We start from the raw sequence: 23,148 nt of genomic DNA on the forward strand, positions 1-23,148 counted from the left end.
CCGGGATCGCGAAAACAGGTGGTCATTTCGTCTGGGCGGCGATGAGCGCGGCGACCATGGCGGCGACGGCGAAGCGGGGTTTGACGTTCAGGTCGAGGGCTTCGCGGCAGGCGAGGACGGCTTCGACGGAGCGGAGCAGGCCCTCGGGGGAGACGCGGTCGGCGAGGTCGTGGATGGGGTCGCTGAGGTCGGGGTGGGTGAGCGGGACGCCGGTGCGGACGGCGCCGAAGCGGACGGCGATGGCGTCGCGGTAGACGCCCGCGATGTCGATCAGGGTGCGGTCGAGGGCATCGCGGCCGGTGCGGGTGGCGCGGGATTTCTGTCTACGCTCGAGGTCCTTGAGGACGCCCGCGGAGCCGCGGGTGGCGCCTGCCGCGCCCTTGCCGGTGCCGCCTGCGCCGAGGGCGGTGGCGAGCTCCTCGCGCTCCTGTTCGTCGCGGTCGGCGCTCATCTCCTTGGCCTCGTCCTCGGCGGCTTTGACCAGTTCGTCGGCGGCGGTGTAGCCGTTGCCGCGGCCGACGGCGCCGACCAGGGCGAGTGACTTCTTGCGGCGGGCGCGGGCGTCGGGGTCGGTGGCGAGCCTGCGGGCGCGGCCGACGTGGCCGCCGCTGACCGAGGCGGCCCAGTCGGCGGCGTCGGCGGGGAGGCCGTCACGCTCCTTCAGCACCTGGGCGATGGCGGGGACGGACGGGGTGACCAGGTGGACGTGTCGGCACCGGGAGCGCAGCGTGATGGCGATGTCCTCGGGGTCGACGGTGGGGGCGCAGAGCAGGAAGACGGTGCGGTCCGGGGGCTCCTCGACCGCTTTGAGCAGGGCGTTGGCGGCGCCCTCTGTGAGCCGGTCGGCGTCCTCGACGACGACCACCTGCCAGCGGCCGGTGCTCGGCCTGCGGGCGGCGATCTGCACGATGTCGCGCATCTCCTTGACGCTGATGCTGAGTCCCTCGGGCACGATCCGGCGCACGTCGCAGTGCGTGCCCGCAAGCACGGTGGTGCACGCCTGGCAGTGGCCGCAGCCGACCACCCCCGGCGTCGTGCACTGCAGTGCGGCCGCGAAGCACACCGCGGCCACCGACCGCCCTGACCCGGGCGGGCCGGTGAACAGCCACGAGTGCGTCATGGCGCCGGACATCCTGCCCTCGCGGGCGGCGGTCGCGGCGGCGGTCAGCTCGGCCTCGACCGCTCCCTGACCGACCAATCGATCGAAGACTCCCGCCACGGCGACCACCCTAGCCGTGCCCACCGACGGCGCTGCGCCACCCGGCCGCGCGGACCCGCCCGGTGGGCGCACGGCTGCCTGCCGCGCGGAACGGCGCACCAGCCTCGAGCGACGAACTCGAGGCCGAGCGCCTACTCGCTGGTGCTGCGCGCCGCCGCCTTCTTCGCGGGCGCCTTCTTGGCCGGCGCCTTCTTGACGGCCGCTTTGGCGGTGGCCGTCTTGGTGGCCGCGGTCTTGGTGGCCGTCTTCTTGGCCGGAGTCTTCTTGGCGGCCGCCTTCTTCGCGGTCTTCTTGGCGACCTTCTTCACCGGCCCGCGCGCCCGCCGCTCGGCGAGCAGCTCGGCGGCGCGCTCGTCGGTGATGCTCTCGACCTCGTCGCCCTTGCGCAGGCTGGCATTGGTCTCGCCGTCGGTGACGTAGGGGCCGAAGCGGCCGTCCTTGATCACCATGGGCTTCTCGGTCACCGGGTCGGCGCCGAGTTCGCGTAGCGGCGGGGCGGCAGCGGCCTGCCTGCCGCGGCGCTTGGGCTCGGCGTAGATCTTGAGCGCGTCCTCCAGCGTGACGGTGAAGATCTGGCTCTCGTCGGCGAGCGAGCGGGAGTCGGTGCCCTTCTTCAGGTACGGCCCGTAGCGGCCGTTCTGCGCGGTGATCTCGTCGCCGGTGGCGGGGTCCTTGCCGACCACCCGGGGCAGCGAGAGCAGCTGCAGCGCCTCCTCCAGGGTGACGGTCGCGAGGTCCATGGACTTGAAGAGCGAGCCGGTGCGCGGCTTGGCCGCCGCAGGCTTCTTCGTCGTCTTCGCGGCCTCGGTCTTCTCCGGGGCGGGCAGCACCTCGGTGACGTACGGGCCGAACCGGCCCTCCTTCGCCACGATCTCGTGCCCGGACTCCGGGTCGGTGCCGAGCGAGCGGCCCTCCTGCGGGGTCGAGAAGAGCTTCTCGGCGACCTCGGGGGTGAGCTCGTCCGGCGGCAGGTCGTCGGGCAGGTTGGCGCGCTGCGAGACCGGGTCGCCCTCGGGGTCGTCCGGGTCGGTGACCAGCCGCTCCAGGTACGGGCCGAAGCGGCCCACCCGGACCACGACGTCCCGGTCCTCGGCGTCGGTGAACAGGACGATCGAGTTGACCTCGCGGGCGTCGATGTCGTCCAGCCGGTCGCCGACCATGGCTTTCAGCCCGCCGGAGCGCGCCACCGAGCCCTCGGCGCCGGTCTGGCCGCCGAAGTAGAAGCCGGAGAGCCAGTCGCCGCGGCGCTCCCTGCCGCCGGCGATGGCGTCCAGGTCGTCCTCCATGGCGGCGGTGAAGTCGAAGTCGACCAGCCTGCCGAAGTGCGCCTCCAGCAGCCCGACCACCGCGAACGCCACCCAGGACGGGACCAGCGCGCTGCCCCGCTTGTAGACGTAGCCGCGGTCCAGGATGGTCTTGATGATCGAGGAGTAGGTCGACGGCCTGCCGATGCCCAGCTCCTCGAGCGTCTTGATCAGCGAGGCCTCGGTGTAGCGGGCGGGCGGGTTGGTGCTGTGCCCGTCCGGGTTCAGCTCGATCGCCGTGACGGCCTGGCCCTCGGTGAGCGCGGGCAGCCTGGACTCGGCGTCGTCGGACTGGCCGCCCGCCTCCTCGTCCACGCTCTCCACGTAGGCCTTGAGGAAGCCCGCGAAGGTGATGGTGCGGCCGGAGGTGGAGAAGACGCACTCTTCGCCGGTCCCGGCCCGCCCGGTGACCCGGACCGTCAGCGTGGTGCCCTTGGCATCGGCCATCTGCGAGGCGACGGTGCGCTGCCAGATCAGCTCGTAGAGCCGGAACTCGTCGGTGTCCAGCCGGGAGTGCAGCTGGCCGGGGGTGGCGAAGGTGTCGCCCGCGGGGCGGATCGCCTCGTGCGCCTCCTGGGCGTTCTTCACCTTGCGGGTGAACTGCCGCGGGGTCGGGTGCACGTACTCGGCGCCGTAGAGCTGGGTGGCCTGCGAGCGCGCGGCGGCGATGGCCGACTCCGACAGCGTCGTGGAGTCGGTGCGCATGTAGGTGATGTAGCCGTTCTCGTACAGCCGCTGCGCCACCCGCATGGTGCGCTCGGAGGTGAAGCGCAGCTTGCGCCCGGCCTCCTGCTGCAGCGTCGAGGTCATGAACGGCGGGTACGGCTTGCGCGTGTACGGCTTGGACTCGACCGAGCTGACCGCCAGGTCGACGCCGTCCAGCGCCTCGGCGAGCCTGCGCGCGTGCGCCTCGTCCAGCACCACGACGCCGGAGGCGGACTTGAGCGCGCCGGTGGAGTCGAAGTCGCGGCCCGCGGCGACCCGCGCGCCGTCCACGCTGACCAGCCTGGCGCCGAAGACCCGCGGGTTGCTCGCGGCCTCCTGCTCGCCCGCGTCCAGCTTGGCGGCGATGTCCCAGTACTCGGCCGAGCGGAACGCCATCCGCTCGCGCTCGCGGCGCACGATGACCCTGGTGGCCACCGACTGCACCCGGCCCGCGGAGAGCCGCGGCATGACCTTCTTCCACAGCACCGGGCTGACCTCGTAGCCGTACAGCCGGTCCAGGATGCGCCTGGTCTCCTGCGCGTCCACCAGGTCGCTGTCCAGGTCGCGGGTGTCGGCGGCGGCGGCGCGGATGGCCGGTTCGGTGATCTCGTGGAACACCATCCGGCGAACCGGGATCTTCGGCTTGAGCGTTTCGAGCAGGTGCCAGGCGATGGCCTCGCCCTCGCGGTCCGGGTCGGTGGCGAGGTAGAGCTCGTCGGCGTCCTTGAGCAGGCTCTTGAGCTCGGTGACCTTGGACTTCTTGTCCGGGCTCACCACGTAGATGGGCTCGAAGTCGTTGTCGACGTCGACGCCGAGCCGCGCCCACGGCTGCCCCTTGTACTTGGCGGGCACGTCGGCGGCGCCGCGCGGCAGATCCCTGATGTGGCCGACCGAGGCCTCCACGGTGTAGTTGCGGCCCAGGTAAGGGGCGATCTTCCTGGCCTTGGTCGGGGACTCCACGATCACGAGACGACGCAGGGGCCGGCCCTGGTCGGCTGTACCGCGGTCTCGTGTTGCCACCGGCGACTCCACAACCTTTCGTATCTACCCGCACGGCGCGTGTGCGCCCGGCGCGGCTGCAGTGGGCGGCGCGGGACGACCGTCGCCACCAGAGACGTTTATACCCCCGGCCTGCATACCGCGAGCGCGGCGGAAATACCGAGCGTACGACCTCTCAGCGGTTCAGTATGCACCGAACCGCGAGCGCGATGCTTGCGCGCCGGGCCCACCGGCCGCACGGGCACCCCCCTGAGCAGGGTCCGCGACGGACCCGAACCTCCCCCTGAAACAGCTTCGTCCCTCACCTCCGAAGCCGGTGGTGAGGGACGAACGCTGATGCGTGGCTCAGCTGAGCGCGCGCACTCCGGTGGCCTGCGGGCCCTTGGTGCCCTGACCGACCTCGAATTCGACCTTCTGGTTCTCCTCGAGGGTGCGGAAGCCCGCGCCCTGGATCTCGGAGTAGTGGACGAAGACGTCAGCGGAGCCGTCCTCGGGCGCGATGAAGCCGAACCCCTTCTCCGCGTTGAACCACTTCACAGTTCCCTGTGCCATTCTGTTCCTTCTCTTTCTTACCGGAACGGCGAACGATCGAGTTCGTCCACCGGGCCCGTTCCGACCGCTGTACTGTTGGTTTCCCCCTGCAGGAAAGCCCGAGCACACCGTTCGCAACTCGATCCTGCTGACGGTTTGGACTTTGGATCCGTCCCTCGAACACAGAAGCTTGCGACCAGGAACCAGTGAACCATGTCTCCCGCAAATTCAACAGCCGAGTTACCGACAATTTGCAAAAAACTTGATCTTGCGAATGCGCAGGTGAGGAACCCATTGGTGGAATCCAAACTTCAGGTTGGTTTGCCCCGCGATAACCAAGTCCGAGTACAGCAAACCGGCTGTGATGCAGATCGCTCTTTGGTATCGAATACAGCCGGAGCGGGCCGCCGACACACACTGTTCACAGCGCCGATGGCCGGATGGCGCGGTTACGCGTGAGTAGCGATGCGACCGCGCGTTCCGCGGTGTCGGATTCCCCGCTTTCCTATGGTCGATCGTTGCTGAACCGTGTTCTGGTCGATGGTCCAGAAAATGCCGGGCAGTTGACACACGTCGTCGAGTTGCCCTCGCGCGCGGCCGCGCCGGATTCCTGGCCGGGGTGGGCTCCGCCCGAGGTCATCGCCGCTTTTCGAGAGAGCGGGGTGCCGCAGCCGTGGAGCCACCAGCGCCGCGCGGCCGAATTGGCCTTCGCGGGCACGGACGTGGTGCTGGCGACCGGGACCGCCTCCGGCAAATCGCTGGCCTACCAATTGCCGGTGCTGAGCGCGCTGCACGCCGACCCGCAGGCCACCGCGCTGTACCTGGCGCCGACGAAGGCACTCGGCGCGGACCAGCTGCGCGCGGCGGGCGGGCTCACGCACACCGGGGCGCTGCGCGAGGTGCACCCGGCGACCTACGACGGCGATACCTCGCCCGAGGTCAGGCAGTGGGTGCGGGCCAATGCCCGGTGGGTCTTCACCAACCCGGACATGCTGCACCTCAGCGTGCTGCGCTCGCACGCCCGCTGGGCCAGGCTGCTGCGCAGGCTGCGCTACGTGGTGGTCGACGAATGCCACGCCTACCGTGGAGTCTTCGGGTCGCACGTGGCGCTGGTGCTGCGCCGGTTGCGCAGGCTGGCCGCGCGGTACGGCGCCGACCCGGTCTTCGTGCTCTGCTCGGCCACCGCCGCCGACCCGGGAGCGGCGGCATCCCGGCTGATCGGGCGGCCGTGCGCGGCGGTGCAGGAGGACGGCTCGCCCAGCGGCCCGCGCACCGTCGCGCTTTGGGAGCCGCCGCTGCTCAGCGGCGTGACCGGGGAGAACGGGGCGCCGGTGCGGCGCTCGGCGACCGCGGAGGCGGGCCGATTCCTCGCCGACCTGGTACTGGAGGGCGCCCGCACGCTGACCTTCGTGCGCTCCCGGCGGGGTGCGGAGGCCACCGCGCTGGAGGCGCGCAGGCTGCTCGCCGCGGTCGATCCCGAGCTGGTCGGGCGGGTGGCGGCCTACCGCGGCGGGTACCTGCCGGAGGATCGGCGGGCGCTGGAGGCGGCGCTCTCGGAGGGCGAGCTGCTCGGTGTCGCGACGACGAACGCGCTGGAGCTCGGCGTGGACATCGCGGGGTTGGATGCCGTGGTGATGTCCGGTTTCCCCGGCACGGTCGCCTCCTTCCGGCAGCAGGCCGGGCGCGCGGGGCGGCGCACCCAAGGAGCGCTGGTCCTGCTCGTGGCCAGGGACGATCCGCTCGACACCTACCTCGTGCACCACCCGGAGGCGCTGCTGCGCAAGCCGGTGGAGGCCACCATCATCGACCCGCGCAACCCCTATGTACTCGGCCCGCACCTGCTCTGCGCGGCGTGCGAGCTGCCGCTCACCGAGAACGAGATCGACGCGCTCGGCGCCCGCGCCGTCGTCGCCGAGCTGGCCGCCGACGGGCTGATCCGGCTGCGGCCGGGGCGGGTCGCGGGTGAGCCGTCCCGCTGGCACGTCACCGCGGGCAGCCAGCCGCACGACGAGGTGGATGTGCGCGGCGGCATCGGCGATCCGGTGGTGATCGTGGACGGCGAGACCGGCAGGCTGCTCGGCACCGCCGATGCCGGGCGCGCGCTCGCCACCCTGCACCCCGGCGCGGTCCACCTGCACCAGGGCGAGACCTTCCAGGTCGAGGAGCTCGACCTGGACGAGGGGGTCGCCTTCGTCCGCGCGGAGGATCCCGGCTGGACCACGCACGCCAGGCAGACGACCTCGATCGACATCGTGCGCAGCATCGAGCGGCGGGTCACCGGCCGGGTGACGGTGGCGCTGGCCGAGGTCCGGGTGACCGGGCAGGTGGTCGGCTACCTGCGCACCCTGGCCGATGGAACCGTGTTCGACCTGGTCGAACTGGATATGCCGGAGCAGGTCCTCCCCTCGGTCGCGGTGCTCTACACGGTGACCCCCGCACTGCTGGACGCGGCGGGGATCGTGGATGTTCCCGGTGCGCTGCACGCCGCCGAGCACGCCGCCATCGGCCTGCTGCCGCTCATCGCGACCTGCGACCGGTGGGACATCGGCGGGGTCTCGGTGGCGGAGCATCCGGACACCGGGCTGCCGACGGTCTTCGTCTACGACGGGCAGCCGGGTGGCGCAGGCTTCGCCGAGCGCGGCTATGCGGCGCTGGAGCGCTGGCTGACAGCTACCGCGGAGCTGATCGCCGCCTGCGAGTGCTCCGCCGGCTGTCCGTCCTGCGTGCAGTCGCCCCGGTGTGGCAGTGGGAACTCCCCGCTGGACAAGGACGGTGCCGCTCGCCTGCTTCAGGCGATATTGCGCGAGATCACCGGTGCGGGCTCGATTCGTGACGGCGGTGACGCCGGACCGTGACCGCTCCGCCACCCGCGCTGCGTCGAAGCTCGGCGCCCCCGTCGCTCGCGGGTGCCCGGTGGCGCCGGAGGAGGCTCGGAGGAATAAAAAGGATTGATTTCAGGTTAACTAGCCTATTGCCACGTCATCTAATCGCACCCGCTGGGTTTATTTCGTTCTGTTTCGATTGGTTCTCCGCGCAATAGTGCGAGGCTTCGCATTTCCCGCAGAATCGCGATTAATTCAACTCGTCGGTGACGATACCGAGGCTTGCGCAATAGCGCATCGTGATCACTCGATCTTGTCCATCGGACCGGCGCGAGCGGCTGCGCTGGCGAATCGGGTACCGAACAGACCTAGCGGTATTCGCACTTCCGCGACGACGGTCACATCCCATTGATCGACGCCGCACGCGCGCAGCCGGGCACCCGCTCGCGCCGCGAGCTCCTGCGCAGCCGCGCAGCCTGCCACCGGGCCCTCCAGGAGCGCGGCGGCTCCGGCCAGCGCAGCCAGGTCGGCGGCGGACTGCACCCGGTGCCTCGCGGCGACGGCTGCGCCCAGTTGCGCGACCATCGCGGTCACGGCCAGCAGGGTGAGTACTGCGAGGCACGCGGTCACGGTCGCGCTCCCGCGCTCGCCGCACAGACTCGCGCCGGGACCCGCACCTGCACTGCTACGCGTGCGAGAGCCCGCACCCGCCGTGCTCGCGCCGCTGGGCGTGCTTGCGCAGGTATCCGTGCTCGCGCCGCTTCCTGTACCTCCTCTGCCGCGCGGGCCCACGTTGCCGCGCCCGGTCATGAGCCCGCTCCCGGTTCGAGCGCCGAGACGGCCTCGGCCCGGAGTTGCAGCCCGGGAAGGAGCGGCACCGACGCGGTGACCTGCGCGACGACGAGCGCGCCGTCGGTGCGGAGGGTGATGGCGGCGCCCGGCGGCGCCACCATCCGCGCCGCCGCCTCGGCGTGCGGGCGATCGCCGCGGGCCGCGAGGCGGGCGGCTTCACGGGCGGCGTCGACACAGCGCACCTGTGCCGACGCCGCGAGCAGGGCGCCGAGGCAGAGCGCGACCACCGCGACCAGGGTCGCGATCGCGATGGCCGACTCGACGGTCACGGCACCGCGGTCGCCGCGGAGCGCGGCGGTCAGACCGTGGTCTGCAGGGCCCGGTCGATGATGCCGGTGAGCGCGTCCACGATGTTGTCGCCGGTCACCACGGTGTAGAGCACCGCACCGAAGGCGGCGGCCGCGATCGTGCCGATCGCGTACTCCACGGTGGACATGCCGTCCTCGGCGCCGAGTGCGTGGCGCAACCGCGCGCCGAGCGTGGTCCTCCCCGTTGCGGTCATTCCTCTCCCCTTCCTCTTCGGCAGGCGCCCCGCGCGCCTGCCCGTTCCTGTGCCGCTTCACAGCAGCCCGTTCCCGAGGACCCGGCCGGCCAGCCCGATCACCACCGGCACGATGCCGAGGCAGAGGAAGGCGGGCAGGAAGCAGAGGCCGAGCGGGCCCGCGATCAGGACGCCCGCGCGCTCGGCGCGCGCCGCGGCCGCGTCCTCGACCGCTGCCCTGCGCTGGTCGGCGAGTTCGGTGACGGCGGTCGCCAGTGCGGTGCCGGAGCGCGCGGAGCGGCGGGCCAGGCGGGCGAGGGCATCGATCGCCTCGGCGCCGGGGGTGCCCGCGCACTCGGTGGCGGCGCGCTGCCACGCGGTGCCTGCCTCCGCGCCGAGTCCGAGCAGGTCCGCGGCGCGGCGCAGGGCCGCGGCTGTTGCCGGTGGGGCCGTCGGTGCGACCGCGCGGGCCGCGGACGCCATCGGGAGTCCGGCGCGGAGGCACCCGGCCAGTAGGTCGAAGACCGAGGCGCCCGCCAGTGGGTCGGTGGTGCGCGCGGCCTTCGGCTCCGGGGGTCGACTGCCGGGGATGCGCAGGCGATGCAGCGCCGGGGCGCGGGGCGGTATGGCGAGCAGGGCCACCGCGAGCATCAGGAGCGGGGCGGGGAGCAAGGTCGGCACGGGAGGCAGGAGCGACGCGGACGGCAGGACCGACGCAGAGAGCAGAGGCGACGCGGCCGGCGGAAGCGGCGCGGCCAACAGGTTCGACGCAGCTGAGAGGGGCGGCCCGGGCGGCAGGAGCGGCGCAGACAGCAGGGGCGCGGACGGCAGCAGGGACAGGACAAGCAGCGTGTTGGTCATGGGAGCACCGATCGGGTGATGGCGTCGGTCCACAGGAGGCCCGCACAGGCGAAGGCGGCGCCGAGGGGCAGGAGGATCGTGCCCGCGCCGGAACCGAGTAGGACGGTGAGGGGTGCGGCGCCCATGAGGTGGCCGAGGGCGATGCCGAGTGCGGGGAGGGCGGCGAGGACCGTGGCGGTGGCGCGGGCGCCTGCGAGGGCCGCCTCGGTGCGGGCGCGGAAGCGGAGGCGGGATCGGAGGTCCATGCGGGCGGCGGTGATCAGCTCGCCGAGGGCGAGGCCGTGCTGCTCGGCGATTCGCCATGCGGTCGCGATGCGGGTGAGTTCGAGGGCGAGCGGCGAGGTCGGGTGTTCCAGACCGTCCGCGGCGGAGCCGCCGAGTCTGCTGCGGCCTGCTGCTACCGCGAAGGCTCGTGCGGCTTCACCGCGGCCGTCGGTGGCGACGGTTTCGGCGGCGGCGCCGGGGTGGGCACCGACCCGGAGCTCCGCGACGACCAGCTCGAGCGCGTCCAGGAGGTCGGCGGAGCCGGTTCGCCGCGTGCGATCAGCGCGGGAGCGGCGGTGGCGGAGCACGACGGTGCCCGCGAGGATGCCGGTGGCGATGCAGGCGCCGATGCCGAGCAGGGCGGCTGCCGCGGTGGCAAGCAGGCAGCCTGCCTCGACGATGCCGCCGCGCTCGCTGCGCCGGCTGGTGCGCGGCGACGCCGCCGATTCGACGGGGAACCACCTGCCCGGCACGAGCCGAACGCCGGTGGACCGCGGCGCGCCGCCGAAGCCGAGCGCCGCCAGCCGCCTGCGCGCGACCGGGGGCGGCACCACCAGCATGGCGAGTGCGAGGAGGGCGAATCCTGCGCTCATGTCCACCACCCCGTGACTCCACGCTCGGTCAGCAGCGCGCTGAGGATGGCGGCGCCCGGTGTCGGGCCCGCTTCGGCACTCCACGCCGCCTCGATGCGCACTTCGCCGTCGGCGGCACGGCGCAGCACGCCGATTTCGCGCAGCCCGCGCGACCCGTCGGCGCGGCGGTGCACGTGCAGGACCACCTGGACGGCGGCGGCGAGCTGGCTGTGCAGGGCGGCGCGGCCCATGCCGCCGAGTGCGGCGAGCGCCTCGAGTCGGGCGGGCACCTCGCGGGGCGAGTTGGCGTGCACGGTGCCCGCTCCCCCGTCGTGCCCGGTGTTCAGGGCGGTCAGGAGGTCGACGACCTCGGCGCCGCGCACCTCGCCGACCACGATCCGGTCCGGCCGCATGCGCAGCGCCTGCCGGACCAGGTCGCGCACGGTCACCGCACCGGCGCCCTCGACATTGGCGGGCCGCGCGACCAGCCGCACCACGTGCGGGTGCGGCGGCGCGAGCTCGGCGGCGTCTTCCACGCAGACGATCCGCTCGCTCGGCGGCACCGTGGCGAGCAGGCCGGAGAGCAGCGTCGTCTTGCCTGCGCCGGTGCCGCCGACGACCAGGAAGGCGAGGCGGGCGCGGATGACGGCGGTGAGCAGCTCGCCCGCGGCGGGGGCGACGGCACCGGCGCGCAGGAGCGCGTCGAGGCCCTGGGTGGCGGGGCGGAGTACGCGCAGCGAGAGGCAGGTGCCGCCGTGTGCGACCGGGGCGAGGACGGCGTGCAGCCGGACCCCGAATCCTGCGCCGATCCCGGCTTCGGGGCCGGGCAGCTTGCCGTCGACCCACGGCTGCGCGTCGTCGAGGCGCCTACCCGCGGCGAGTGCCAGCCGCTGGGCGAGCCTGCGCACGGCCGCCTCGTCGGGAAAGCTGACGCTGGTGCGCTCCAGCCCGCCGCCCCGGTCGATCCAGACCGCGTCCGGGCCGGTGACCAGGACGTCCGCCACGGCGGGGTCGTGCAGCAGCGGTTCGAGCGCGCCCGCGCCGGTCATCTCCGTCTGCAGCAGGCGCAGGGCGCGCAGCAGGTCGGTGTCGCCGAGGACGCCGCCCGCCTCGGCGCGGATGGCGGCGGCGAGCTGCTCCGGCTCGGGCGGGCCGGTGCCGGTGGCGAGCCGCTCGCGCACCCGGTCCAGGAGCTCGGCGGTGACGAGGGCGCTCATCGGGCGCCCCCTTCACCGAGGACGCCGAGGATGGCGTCGGCCGCGCGGACCAGCGGACCCCTGCTGCTCGCGCCGAGCCCGCCGCGCTCCAGCCGCCCGGCCAGCCCCGGCTCGGCGCGGACGGCGGCGAGCAGCGGGAGGTCGAGCGCCTCGGCGATCTCCGCGCCGCGCAGGTTTCCCGGGGCGGGGCCGCGGATCACCAGCCCCTGGTTCGGGTTTCGGCGGCGGATGGCGGTGGCGACGGCGCCCGCCGCGGCGAGCGCCCGCAACCGCGCGGGAACCACCAGTACGACCAGATCCGCGGCGTCCAGCATCTGCTCGGCATGCGGCCCGCGCTCGCCGGATATGTCACAGATCACGAGATCCCCTGCGGCACGGCCTGCTTCGACCACGGCGTGGCTCGCGGCGGGGCCGATCGGGGCGGGCAACATTCCGGCAGCGGGCCGGGCGCAGGAGAGCACGGCGAGGCCGGGCGCGGCGCTGGGCAGGGCGTGGTGCAGCGCGCTCGCGGCGACCCTGCCGTCCTCGATGGCGAGGTCGGCCCAGCGCGGGCCTGCCGCGCTTTCGATGCCGAGCAGCAGGTCGATGCCGCCGCCGAGCGGTGCGCCGTCGACCAGCACGGTGTGCCCGCGGAAGCGCTGCGCGGCGGCGCGCAGCGCGGTGGCGGCGGCCAGGGTGGAGGCGCCCGCCCCGCCGACCGCGCCCGCCATGGCGACGACGACGCCGTCGCCCGCGCGCGGCTCACCGTGCTCAGCAAACTTCTGCACCAGCTCGACGGCGGCGGTGGGCAGCGCGACCACCCGCTCGGCGCCGACGGCCGCGGCGGCCTGCCAGTCGGGCAGCTCCGGTTCACCCGCGGTGACCAGGACGACGCCGACCCGGCGCGGGTGCCCGGCGGCCGCGCAGCCCGTGGCGGCGGCGGTGTCGAGCACGACGAGCGGGGCCGCGCTCCAGGCGTGCCTGCCGACCGGCGGCGATGGCTCGGTGAGCGCGCGCTGAGCGGCCGCGGCGACCCGGCGGACCTCGGCGCGCAGCGCACTCTCCGCCACCAGCGCAAGGGCGGGGGCTGCACTCCCGTTCTCGGTATCCATGCAGTTCAGCGTGGTGGAATCCGGGGAGCCCGCCCAGCCCCCGCTCGGCGAATGTGGATAACTCCGAGGCTGTGGACAACTCACCGGGGACCGCGCGGGGAGTGTCTGCCGGGCCCGGGGCACCGTGCTGGAAATAAGGGACGGCCCCAGCCGGGGGGGGAGGAGGCTGGGGCCGTCGGGGTTCAGCCCCGGGGGGTCGGGCTGAACACGCCTGGAACGATGTCCAGGTACTCGCCATACTACACCCACGATCGCCATCGGACGCAAGTCCGACGTGCCACATTCCGCGTGGCGGTGTCGCGCGGCGCGCGGGCTGCGAACACTCCGCGAGCAGCGGCTCGGCGGCGTGGCAAACCCGCAGTGACCCCGGACCGCGCGGACCGGCACACCCGCGCCCGGCATGCCTATCCTGGACCGATGACGGCCGACGACCCCGCCGCGCGGAACGAGCCCCCGGATCGGGGCAGGCACGTGGCCGCGTTCTTCGATCTCGACAAGACGGTGATCGCCAAGTCCAGCACGTTCGTGTTCAGCAAGCCGTTCTACGCGCAGGGGCTGCTGAACCGGCGCTCGGTGCTGGAGAACACCTACGCGCACTTCCTCTTCCAGCTCTCCGGCGCGGACCACGACCAGATGGAGCGCATGCGCGCGCACCTCACCAGCATGTGCGCGGGCTGGGATGTGGAGCAGGTGAAATCCATTGTGGCGGAGACGCTGCACGAGCTGGTAGAGCCGCTGATCTACGCCGAGGCGATGGACCTGATCGCCGACCACCGGATCCGCGGGCACGACGTGGTGATCGTCTCCGCCTCCGGTGAGGAGATCGTCGCCCCGATCGCGGCGGCGCTCGGCGCGGACCACGTGGCGGCGACCAGGATGGTGGTGGCGGACGGCCACTACACCGGCGAGCTCGACTTCTACTGCTACGGCCCGGGCAAGGTGGCCGCGATCGAGAAGCTCGCCGCGGACCGGGGTTACGAACTCGCGCGGTGCTACGCCTACTCGGATTCGGTGACCGACCTGCCCATGCTGAGCGCGGTCGGGCACCCGACGGCGGTGAACCCGGACCGCGCGCTGCGCCGGGAGGCGACGGCGCGCGGCTGGCCGGTGCTGACCTTCTCGAATCCGGTGTCGCTCTGGTCGCGCTTCCCGAGCTCCTCCCCCACCACGGTGGCGGCCACCGCGGTGGTCGGAATCGGGGCGCTGGTTGCGGGCGCGGTCAGCTATCGACTGCTGCGCAAACGGTAGAACCGGCCCGCAAATCCATAGCTGGAAGCCCTTGATGTGAGTGCGGTCACAATGTAAGAATGGGTGCCACGGGAGGACGGAAGGCCAGGGCGGAGCCGGAAGAGAAGGCTCAGTCTCCCGACCTTCTTCCCCAGCACGGACGCCAGGTACCCACGCGGAGCGCGCCGCGAAAGGGCAGAAGCGTTGTGGGCCTGCGGGTTCCGGATTGGTGGCGGCGATGGCCTCGCACAGGTTGCGGGGATGAACCGCCGGAGTCCGGTCCATCCGCCGAGGCCGGAGAACACAACCCACCGAGCACGCTTGGTAGCCCGGTGATCCGTGCTCGCGGGCGGTGAGTCGATGTCGACACACCGCCCGCTGTGGTGTGTGGCTACTGTCCGGCAGCCGCGTCCGCGATCGAGGTCGCCTCGCGCGCGCCGTCCTCCAGCCCGCCGCAGCAGAAGATGACCCAGCCGCCGACGGCCTCCGGCTCGCCCGAGCCGAAGCCGGCGGCGGCGTCCAGGTAGGCCTGCCTGCGGCGCAGCCAGAACACCTCGGGCACGCCGAGCGCGTGCGGATCGAGTCCGCTGGAGACCGTGACCAGCCGGGCGGCGGCCCTGGCGACCACGCCGTCGGCGGTGCCGAAGGGGCGCAGCGCGAGCAGCTCGCCGTGCACCACCGCCGCGATCACCGGGGCGGGGGCGGTCGAGGTCAGCGCGATCTGGGCGAGCAGGTCGAGCCGCTCGGCGACCCCGGCGTCGGCGCGCGGACGGCCCAGCGCCGCCTCCGCGCTCAGGTCGGCGGCGGCGAGCAGGTGCAGCCGCGCCAGCGCCTGCAGCGGCGCGCGCTGCCAGGTGCTGGTGAGGTTGCGCAGCGCGTCGCCGTCCAGCGCCTGCCCGACCCGCAGCGAGCCGGCCAGGATCGGGTCGTCGACCCGGCCGTCGGCGCTGGGCAGCTCGGTGCTGCCGCCGTCGATGGCGGCCGACGAGCGGGCGGCGCGCACCGCCGCCTCGGCCGCGGTGGTCGGCCAGCCGCGACGGTTGCTCTTGTGCCGGTGCACCGCGGCGAGGGCGTCGCGGGCGCGGTCGGCGGCGGCGCCGACGCCGGGCAGGTCGACGAGGGGCTGCAGCGGGTCGGTCACGGGATACGAGGCTACCGGCGGCGCTCAGCCCACCCGCAGGTCGCGTCCGGGGATGGCGTCCAGCAGCGCGCGGGTGTACTCGGCGCGCGGCTGTTCGAAGAGCTCGGCGGCGGGCGCCTCCTCCACCACCCGGCCGTCCCGCATGACCAGCACGTGGTCCGCGATCCGCCGGACAACGGCGAGGTCGTGCGAGATGAACAGGTAGGTGAGCCCGAGCTCGGCCTGCAGCTCGTCGAGCAGCTCCAGGATCTGCGCCTGGACCAGCACGTCGAGCGCGGAGACGGCCTCGTCGCAGATCACCAGTTCCGGCGCGAGCGCGAGCGCGCGGGCGATGGCGACCCGCTGGCGCTGGCCGCCGGAGAGCTCGTGCGGGTAGCGGCGCAGCACGTCGGCGGGGAGCGCGACCCGCTCGACCAGGTCGCGCACCCGCTCCGCGCGCTCGGCGGGGGTGCCGACCCGGTGCGTGCGCAGCGGCTCCTCGATGGCGCGGGCGATGGTGAAGAGCGGGTCGAGCGAGCCGTACGGGTTCTGGAAGACCGGCTGCACCCGGCGCCGGAAGTCCAGTTCGGCGGCGCGGTCGAGCCCGGTGACCGGCCGGCCGTCGAAGGTCACGCTGCCCGAGGTGGGCGGGAGCAACCCGAGCACCAGCCGGGCGAGCGTTGACTTGCCGGAGCCGGATTCGCCGACCACCGCGGTGGTGGTGCCGCGCTCGACCCGGAACGAGACGTCGTCCACCGCGCGCACGGTCTCGGAGCGCCACGGCACCCGGCCGCGCAGCGGGAAGGTCTTGACCAGGCGCTCGGCGACCACGACGTGGTCGGGCAGCTCCTTCTCGACGGCTCTGGCCGCCCTGACCCGCACCGCGGCGCGTTCCCGCTCGGCCCCGCGCCTGCTCGCCAGCGCGGGTGCGGCCGCCACCAGCCGCCGGGTGTACGGATGCTGCGGCTCGCGCAGGATGCGCTGCGCCGGGCCGGATTCCACCACCCGCCCGCGGTACATCACCACGACGTGCTCGGCGCGCTCGGCGGCGAGCCCGAGGTCGTGCGTGATGAGCAGCACCGCGGTGCCGAGCTCGCCGGTGAGCCGGTCCAGGTGGTCCAGGATCTGCCGCTGCACCGTGACGTCCAGCGCCGAGGTCGGCTCGTCGGCGATGAGCAGCTTCGGCCTGCAGGCCAGCGCCATGGCGATGAGCGCGCGCTGCCGCATGCCGCCGGAGAACTCGTGCGGGTACTGCCCGGCCCGGCGCGCGGCGTCCGGCAACCCGGCCTCGGCGAGCAGCTCGACGGTGCGCGCGCGGGCCGCCTCGCCCCTGGCGATGCCGTTGGCGGTCAGCGTCTCCCGGATCTGGAAGCCGACCTTCCACACCGGGTTCAGGTTGGTCATCGGGTCCTGCGGCACCAGCCCGATCCCGGTGCCCCGGATCCCGACCATGGCGCGCTTCGACGCCGTGGTCAGCTCGGTGCCGTCGAACTCGATCGAGCCCCCGGTCACCCGCCCGGTGCCGGGCAGCAGGTCGATGACGGCGTGCGCGGTGGTCGACTTGCCCGACCCGGACTCCCCCACCAGCGCGACCGTCTGCCCCGGGTACACCGCGAGGTTCACCCCGCGCACGGCGGGCACCGAGCCGAAGTCGACGTCGAGGTCCGAGAGCCGCAGCAGCGGCGTGTCCGAGGTCATCGCACCCGCGCCCGCGGATCGAGCGCGTCGCGCACCGCGTCGCCGAGCATGATGAAGCTCAGCACCGTGACGGCCAGCGCGGTGGCCGGGTAGAAGAGGATCGGCGCGGTGCGGAGCTCGCGCTGCCCGGTGGCGATGTCGCCGCCCCAGGAGACGATGGTGCGCGGCAGCCCGACGCCGAGGTAGGAGAGCGTCGCCTCGGTGACCACGAAGACGCCGAGCCAGAGCGTGGTCACCACGACGAGCGGCCCGGCGGCGTTCGGCAGCACGTGCCGCAGCAGCACCCGCAGCCGGGTGACGCCGAGCGCCTCGGCGGCCGTCACGTACTCGCTGTTCTTCGCCTCCAGCACCGCGCCGCGAGCGATCCTGGCCGCCTGCGGCCAGGTGAAGGCGGCCAGGATGAGCACCACCGTCCACACCGCGCGCTGGGTGAGCAGCTGCATGAGCACGATGGCGGCCAGCATGAGCGGGAGCGCGTAGAAGATCTCCGCGATCCGGGAGATCACCGAGTCCAGCGGGCCGCCGAAGAACCCGGCGAGCGCGCCGAGCGTCCCGCCGATGGCGACGAAGAGCAGGGTGGCGCCGAGCCCGGTGAGCACCGAGGCGCGCGCGCCGTACATCGTGCGGGCGAAGATGTCGCAGCCCTGCCGGTCGAAGCCGAAGGGGTGGCCCGGCCCGCGCGGGTCCATGCTGAAGTCGCCGTTGCAGTACCGCGGGTCCTGGTCGGTGAAGAGCTGCGGGAAGGCGGCGACCAGGACGACGAGCACGATCAGCACGGCCGCGACCAGGAAGACCGGGTTGCGGCGCAGCCTGCGCCAGGCGTCGCCCCAGACGCTGGTCGGCCCGCCGGTGAGCCGGACCTTGTCGGTGACCACCGGTTCGTCGTCCACGGGCGCCACGAAGTACTCCTGGCCGGGCCGTTCAGGCATAGCGGATCCTCGGGTCGAGCGCGGCGTAGAGCAGGTCCACCAGCAGGTTGGTGAGCAGGAAGATCACGATCAGCACGGTCACGAAGGAGACGACCGTCGGCGGCTCGACCCTGGTGATCGCCTGGTAGAGCGTGCCGCCGACGCCGGGGATATTGAAGATCCCCTCGGTGACGATGGCGCCGCCCATGAGCGCGCCCAGGTCGGCGCCGAGGAAGGTGACCACCGGGATCATGGAGTTGCGCAGGATGTGCACGGTGACGACGCGCCGCCGGGGCAGCCCCTTGGCGGTGGCGGTGCGCACGTGGTCGGCGATCATGTTCTCCGCCACCGCGTTGCGGGTCAGCCGGAGCACGTAGGCGAAGGAGAGCGAGCCGAGCACGAGCGCCGGGACCAGCAGCTCGGCGAGGCTCGCCCGGCCGGAGACCGTCACCGGCGCGATCCCCCACTGCACGCCGAGCAGGAACTGGGCGAGGAAACCGAGCACGAAGACCGGCACCGCGATCACCACCAGGCTCGCCACCAGCAGCGTCGAATCGAAGAGCCTGCCCTTGCGCAACCCGGCGACGAGCCCGAACAGCACCCCGAGGACCCCCTCGATCAGCACCGCCATGAAGGCGAGCCGCAGTGTGATCGGGAAGGCCCTGGCCAGCTCCTCGCTGACCGGGCGCCCGGAGAACGAGGTGCCGAGGTCGAGGGTGACGATCCCCTTCAGGTACAGCAGGTACTGCATGATGAACGGCTGGTCCAGGTGGTAGCGGGCGCGCAGCTGCGCCTCCACCGCGGGGGTGAGCGGCTTCTCCCCGGCCAGCGCCTGGATCGCATTGCCAGGGATCAGGAAGACCAGACCGTAGACGAGCAGGGTGGCGCCGAGGAACACCGGGATCATCTGCAGCAGCCGCCGTCCGACGTACCAGCCCATGCCGCGGCTACTTCTCGATGTTCTCGAAGTCGAAGAGCCCGTTCCAGGCCAGCTCGGCGCGGACCACCCGATCCGACCGCCCGGCCGCGGCGACGTAGTCGAAGACCGGGATGTCGGCCATGTCCCGGATCAGCAGGGTCTGCGCCTGCGCGATGATCCGGTGCGATTCGTCCTGGGTCGGCGCGGCCAGCGCGGCGTCGAGCAGGCGGTCGAACTCCGGGTTGTTGTAGTCGACGTTGTTCGTCTCCGAGTAGCTGTAGTACTGCGAGGTCAGGAACTGCAGCATGGAGGGGTAGTCGCCCTGCCAGCCGTAGCGGAAGGCGGTGCCGATGGTGCCCGCGTTCACCTCGTCGCGCACGTTCTTGAAGGTGGGCAGCGCGCGGCCGACCGCCTCGATGCCGAGCGTGTTCTTGACGCTGTTGGCCACGGCGTCGATCCAGGCCTGGTGCCCGCCGTCGCTGTTGTAGGTGATCTCGTACCGCCCCGACCACGGCGCGATGGCGTCGGCCTGCGCCCAGACCCGGCGGGCCTCCTCCGGGTCGTACCGGAACACCTCGGAACCGGGCAGGGTGCCGTCGAAGCCGGGCAGCGTGCTCGCGGTGAAGTCGCGGGCCGGAATCCTGGTGCCGTTGAAGATGTTCTGCGCGATCTGCTCCCGGTTGATCGCCAGTGAGATGGCCTTGCGGCGCAGCACGCCCTCCGCGCCGCCGAAGTGCGGCACCGAGGTCTGCACGCCGATGTGCTGGTTCTGCGCGGTGGGCTTGGTGATCGCGCGGTCGCCGAGATCCTGCTGGTAGGTGCCGAGCGCGCTGTCCGGGACGGTGTCGAGCGCGTCCAGGTTGCCCGCCTGCAGGTCGGCGTAGGCGGTGTCGAAGGACTGGTACATGACGAAGCGCAGCCCCTTGTTCTTCGCCGGGCGCGCGCCGGGGTAGTCCGGGTTCGGCTTCAGGTCGATCTGCACGTTGTGCTGCCAGGCGCCCGGCCCGTCGAACATGTACGGGCCGTTGCCGATCGGGTTCTCGCCGAACGCCTTCATGTCCCGGAAGGCCGCCTCGGGCAGCGGGTAGAAGGGGGCGTAGCCGAGCTGGGACTCGAAGTCGATCGACGGCTCCTTCAGCTCGACGGTGAAGGTGCGGTCGTCCACCACCTTCAGCCCGGACATGGTGGTCTGCGTCGGGTTCTCGGCGGCCACCTCGTCGAAGCCGACGATCGGGGTGAAGACGTAGTTCTGCAGCTGGGCGTTGGTGCTCAGCGCGCCGTAGTTCCAGGCGTCGACGAAGGACTTCGCGGTGACTGGGGTGCCGTCGGTGAAGGTCCAGTCCGGCTTCAGCGTGATCCGGTAGCTGCGCCGGTCGGTGGTCTCGATGGACTCCGCCAGCTCGTCGTGCGCCTCGCCGTCGGCGTCGTAGTACTTGAGCCCGGCGAAGAGCCGGTCGACCACGCGGCCGCCCTGGTTCTCGTTGGTGTTCGTCGGCACCAGCGGGTTCTGCGGCTCGCCGCCGTTGACGGTGACCACCTCGGTGTCGGCCGGGCCGGTGGAGCAGGCCGTCGCGCCGAGCCCGAGCGCGAGCACCCCGGCGGCGAGCAGTGCGGTGATTCGTGTCGATCGCAACGCATCTCCCCGTTTCGCGAAGATCGAGAACTTGGTCAGGACAGTATGGGACCGACCGCGCTTGTCGGGGGAACTAATGTCGACGCCGAGCGAACCACGGAAGGGCGACACGAGATGACCGAGAACCCCGAACACCAGGCCGCCTACGCACCGTCCGCCGAGTTCACGGCCGCGGCCAACGCGGGCACCGAGCTCGCCGAGCGGGCCGAGGCGGACCGGCTCGCCTTCTGGGCCGAGCAGGCGGACCGGCTGCACTGGGAGCAGAAGTGGACCGACGTGCTCGACTGGTCCGGCGCGCCGGTGGCCAAATGGTTCGTCGGCGGCAGGCTCAACGTCGCCTACAACTGCGTGGACCGGCACGTCGAGGACGGCCACGGCGAGCAGGTCGCCATCCACTGGGAGGGCGAGCCGGGCGACTCCCGCGACATCACCTACGCCGAGCTGCGCGCCGAGGTGAGCCGGGCGGCCAACTACCTCACCGAGCTGGGCCTCGAGGCGGGCGACCGGGTCGCCATCTACATGCCGATGATCCCCGAGGCGATCGTGGCCATCCTGGCCAGTGCCCGGCTCGGGCTGACCCACTCGGTGGTCTTCGCAGGCTTCTCGCCATCGGCGCTGCGGCAGCGCGTCGACGACGCCAGCGCGCGGCTGGTGATCACCACCGACGGGCAGTGGCGGCGCGGCAAGGCGGCCCCGCTCAAGGAGGCGGTGGACGAGGCGCTGTACGCGAACGGCGATGTGCCGCACAGCGTCGAGCACGTGCTCGTGGTGCGGCGCACCGGGACCGAGGTGCCGTGGACCGAGGGCCGCGACCTGTGGTGGCACGAGACGGTCGCCAACGCCGACCCGCACCACGAGCCGCAGGCCTTCGACGCCGAGCACCCGCTCTTCATCCTCTACACCTCGGGCACCACCGGGAAGCCCAAGGGGATCCTGCACACCAGCGGCGGCTACCTCACCCAGGCCGCCTACACCCACCACTACGTCTTCGACCACAAGCCGGGGCAGGACGTGTACTGGTGCACCGCCGACATCGGCTGGGTGACCGGGCACAGCTACATCGTCTACGGGCCGCTGGCGAACCGGGCCACGCAGGTGGTCTACGAGGGCACCCCGAACTTCCCGGACGAGCACCGGCACTGGCAGATCGTGGAGAAGTACGGCGTCAGCATCTACTACACCGCGCCGACCCTGATCCGCACCTTCATGAAGTGGGGCAGGCAGATCCCGGACGCGCACGACCTGTCCAGCCTGCGCGTGCTCGGCAGCGTCGGCGAGCCGATCAACCCGGAGGCGTGGCGCTGGTACCGCAGCGTGATCGGCAGCGGGAAGACGCCGATCGTGGACACCTGGTGGCAGACCGAGACCGGCGCCATCATGATCTCCCCGCTGCCCGGCGTCACCGCCGCCAAGCCGGGCGCCGCGCAGACCCCGCTGCCCGGCATCTCCGCGCAGGTCGTCGACGAAGAGGGCAACCCCGTCGTGCTCGGCGAGACCGAGGCCAACGGCTACCTGGTGCTCGACCAGCCGTGGCCGTCCATGCTGCGCGGCATCTGGGGCGACATGGAGCGCTACCAGGCCACCTACTGGGACCGCTACGCCGAGCAGGGCTGGTACTTCGCCGGTGACGGCGCCCGGCTCGACCCGGACGGCGACCTCTGGGTGCTCGGCCGGGTGGACGACGTCATGAACGTCTCCGGCCACCGGATCTCCACCGCCGAGGTGGAATCGGCGCTGGTCGGGCACTCCGGAGTAGCCGAAGCGGCCGTCGTCGGCGCCACCGACGAGACCACCGGGCAGGGCATCGTCGCCTTCGTCATCCTCACCGCCACCACCGAGAACACCGGCGACGCGCTGGTCGACGAGCTCAAGGCGGAGGTCTCGCGGGAGATCAGCCCGATCGCCAGGCCGCGCGAGATCCACGTGGTCCCCGAGCTGCCCAAGACCCGCAGCGGCAAGATCATGCGCAGGCTGCTGCGCGACGTCGCCGAGGGCAGGGAGCTGGGCGACACCAGCACCCTGGTCGACCCGTCGGTGTTCGAGCAGATCCGGGCGGACAAGGCCTGAACCCCGCGCCCCGGGGGCGACGTCGCCGACGGCGCCCCCGGGTTCGGCGCTAGTGTTGCCGCGTGAGCGTGTCCGCTCGCGCGGCGGGGAACCGGTGCGCTGGAATGAGACGACGCGGGTATGAGTACAGCGAGAGCCGGGACAGGGAGAAGGGTCGACCAAGTGAGCTTCACACAGGGCGGTAACGGAAACGACGCGCAGCGCGGCCGGCCGGTCACCGCCATCCCGCTCTCCGACGCCGACCCGGTGGGCTCGGCCAGCTTCGGCAGCCTGGTGCGCGACGCCACCGAGCAGATGTCGACGCTGGTGCGCGCCGAGGTCGAGCTGGCCAAGGCCGAGGTGACGGCGGAGGTCAAGAAGGGGCTGCAGGGCAGCGTCTTCTTCATCCTCGCGCTCACCGTGCTGCTCTTCAGCACCTTCTTCTTTTTCTTCTTCCTCGGCGAGCTGCTGGACGTCTGGCTGGCGCGCTGGGCCGCCTTCCTCATCGTCTTCCTGCTGATGGTGGTGGCGACGGCGGTGCTCGCGCTGCTCGGCTATTTGCGGGTGAAGAAGCTGCGGGCGCCGGAGAAGACCATCGACTCGCTCAAGCAGGCCAAGACCGTGCTGCCCGGCGGGCTCGGCGCGAGCCACGACGAGCCGAAGGCGCTCCGCAGCTGAC

At 72.4% G+C, this 23,148-nt stretch carries 19 protein-coding genes; 4 read left to right on the forward strand and 15 right to left on the reverse strand.

Annotation, left to right across the window (positions count from 1 at the left end; genetic code table 11):
• Positions 1–22: 22 nt before the first annotated feature.
• The 3 genes from ACFUUZ_RS13080 to ACFUUZ_RS13090 form a co-directional block, all read right to left on the reverse strand.
• The gene (locus ACFUUZ_RS13080; protein ID WP_378695627.1) at positions 23–1,219 is read right to left on the reverse strand and encodes a DNA polymerase III subunit delta'; all 1,197 of its coding nucleotides are present in this window, start codon (positions 1,217–1,219) and stop codon (positions 23–25) included.
• Positions 1,220–1,350: 131 nt separating this feature from the next.
• Positions 1,351–4,248: a type I DNA topoisomerase gene (gene topA, locus ACFUUZ_RS13085; RefSeq protein WP_378695629.1), complete on the reverse strand. Its 2,898-nt coding sequence runs from the start codon at positions 4,246–4,248 to the stop codon at positions 1,351–1,353.
• A gap of 324 nt (positions 4,249–4,572) precedes the next feature.
• Positions 4,573–4,779 (reverse strand): cold-shock protein, encoded by a 207-nt coding sequence (locus ACFUUZ_RS13090; protein WP_067648074.1) that lies wholly within the window; start codon positions 4,777–4,779, stop codon positions 4,573–4,575.
• A 419-nt stretch (positions 4,780–5,198) separates the two neighbouring features.
• Here ACFUUZ_RS13090 and ACFUUZ_RS13095 point away from each other — a divergent pair, with 419 nt between their 5' ends.
• Complete coding sequence (locus ACFUUZ_RS13095; protein ID WP_378695630.1) at positions 5,199–7,613, forward strand: DEAD/DEAH box helicase; 2,415 nt, start codon at positions 5,199–5,201, stop codon at positions 7,611–7,613.
• Between the two features lie 270 nt (positions 7,614–7,883).
• Here the strand turns inward: ACFUUZ_RS13095 and ACFUUZ_RS13100 are convergent, their stop codons facing one another.
• From ACFUUZ_RS13100 to ssd, 7 genes are all read right to left on the reverse strand, one after another.
• A complete protein-coding gene (locus ACFUUZ_RS13100; protein WP_378695701.1) occupies positions 7,884–8,237 on the reverse strand; it encodes an Rv3654c family TadE-like protein in 354 nt (117 codons plus the stop codon).
• A gap of 149 nt (positions 8,238–8,386) precedes the next feature.
• Positions 8,387–8,701 carry a TadE family type IV pilus minor pilin gene (locus tag ACFUUZ_RS13105; RefSeq protein ID WP_378695632.1) on the reverse strand — a complete coding sequence of 105 codons (315 nt, stop codon included), beginning with the start codon at positions 8,699–8,701 and terminating at the stop codon, positions 8,387–8,389.
• A gap of 29 nt (positions 8,702–8,730) precedes the next feature.
• Complete coding sequence (locus ACFUUZ_RS13110; protein WP_378695634.1) at positions 8,731–8,934, reverse strand: DUF4244 domain-containing protein; 204 nt, start codon at positions 8,932–8,934, stop codon at positions 8,731–8,733.
• A 57-nt stretch (positions 8,935–8,991) separates the two neighbouring features.
• Positions 8,992–9,585, reverse strand: a complete 594-nt coding sequence (locus ACFUUZ_RS13115) for a type II secretion system F family protein (protein WP_378695702.1) — start codon at positions 9,583–9,585, stop codon at positions 8,992–8,994.
• A 185-nt stretch (positions 9,586–9,770) separates the two neighbouring features.
• Positions 9,771–10,631: a type II secretion system F family protein gene (locus tag ACFUUZ_RS13120; RefSeq protein WP_378695636.1), complete on the reverse strand. Its 861-nt coding sequence runs from the start codon at positions 10,629–10,631 to the stop codon at positions 9,771–9,773.
• Complete coding sequence (locus ACFUUZ_RS13125) at positions 10,628–11,827, reverse strand: TadA family conjugal transfer-associated ATPase (RefSeq protein ID WP_378695638.1); 1,200 nt, start codon at positions 11,825–11,827, stop codon at positions 10,628–10,630. Before ACFUUZ_RS13125 ends, ACFUUZ_RS13120 begins: the two co-directional genes overlap by 4 nt.
• Complete coding sequence (ssd, locus tag ACFUUZ_RS13130) at positions 11,824–12,918, reverse strand: septum site-determining protein Ssd (protein WP_378695639.1); 1,095 nt, start codon at positions 12,916–12,918, stop codon at positions 11,824–11,826. The genes ACFUUZ_RS13125 and ssd overlap by 4 nt, the downstream gene beginning before the upstream one ends.
• Before the next feature lie 417 nt (positions 12,919–13,335).
• Between ssd and ACFUUZ_RS13135 the strand changes: the two genes are divergently transcribed.
• Positions 13,336–14,166 (forward strand): HAD family hydrolase, encoded by an 831-nt coding sequence (locus tag ACFUUZ_RS13135; protein ID WP_378695641.1) that lies wholly within the window; start codon positions 13,336–13,338, stop codon positions 14,164–14,166.
• 370 nt (positions 14,167–14,536) lie between these two features.
• Here ACFUUZ_RS13135 and ACFUUZ_RS13140 read toward each other — a convergent pair whose 3' ends face one another.
• The 5 genes from ACFUUZ_RS13140 to ACFUUZ_RS13160 are packed head-to-tail and all read right to left on the reverse strand — an operon-like array spanning position 14,537 to position 20,423.
• Positions 14,537–15,286 (reverse strand): oxidoreductase, encoded by a 750-nt coding sequence (locus tag ACFUUZ_RS13140; RefSeq protein ID WP_378695643.1) that lies wholly within the window; start codon positions 15,284–15,286, stop codon positions 14,537–14,539.
• 24 nt (positions 15,287–15,310) lie between these two features.
• Positions 15,311–16,963, reverse strand: a complete 1,653-nt coding sequence (locus ACFUUZ_RS13145) for an ABC transporter ATP-binding protein (protein WP_378695645.1) — start codon at positions 16,961–16,963, stop codon at positions 15,311–15,313.
• On the reverse strand, positions 16,960–17,892 hold the full coding sequence (locus ACFUUZ_RS13150; protein ID WP_378695646.1) for an ABC transporter permease: 933 nt from the start codon (positions 17,890–17,892) through the stop codon (positions 16,960–16,962). The genes ACFUUZ_RS13145 and ACFUUZ_RS13150 overlap by 4 nt, the downstream gene beginning before the upstream one ends.
• Positions 17,885–18,811, reverse strand: coding sequence for an ABC transporter permease (locus ACFUUZ_RS13155; RefSeq protein ID WP_378695648.1), 927 nt, complete (start codon positions 18,809–18,811; stop codon positions 17,885–17,887). The genes ACFUUZ_RS13150 and ACFUUZ_RS13155 overlap by 8 nt, the downstream gene beginning before the upstream one ends.
• A 7-nt stretch (positions 18,812–18,818) precedes the next feature.
• Positions 18,819–20,423, reverse strand: coding sequence for an ABC transporter substrate-binding protein (locus ACFUUZ_RS13160; protein WP_378695650.1), 1,605 nt, complete (start codon positions 20,421–20,423; stop codon positions 18,819–18,821).
• Between the two features lie 114 nt (positions 20,424–20,537).
• Between ACFUUZ_RS13160 and acs the strand changes: the two genes are divergently transcribed.
• Positions 20,538–22,490: an acetate--CoA ligase gene (gene acs, locus ACFUUZ_RS13165; protein ID WP_378695652.1), complete on the forward strand. Its 1,953-nt coding sequence runs from the start codon at positions 20,538–20,540 to the stop codon at positions 22,488–22,490.
• A 162-nt stretch (positions 22,491–22,652) separates the two neighbouring features.
• The gene (locus ACFUUZ_RS13170) at positions 22,653–23,147 is read left to right on the forward strand and encodes a phage holin family protein (protein WP_378695654.1); all 495 of its coding nucleotides are present in this window, start codon (positions 22,653–22,655) and stop codon (positions 23,145–23,147) included.
• Position 23,148: the final 1 nt, after the last annotated feature.

The sequence above is a fragment of the Nocardia sp. NPDC057353 genome (assembly GCF_042667085.1).
Lineage (GTDB): Bacteria > Actinomycetota > Actinomycetes > Mycobacteriales > Mycobacteriaceae > Nocardia.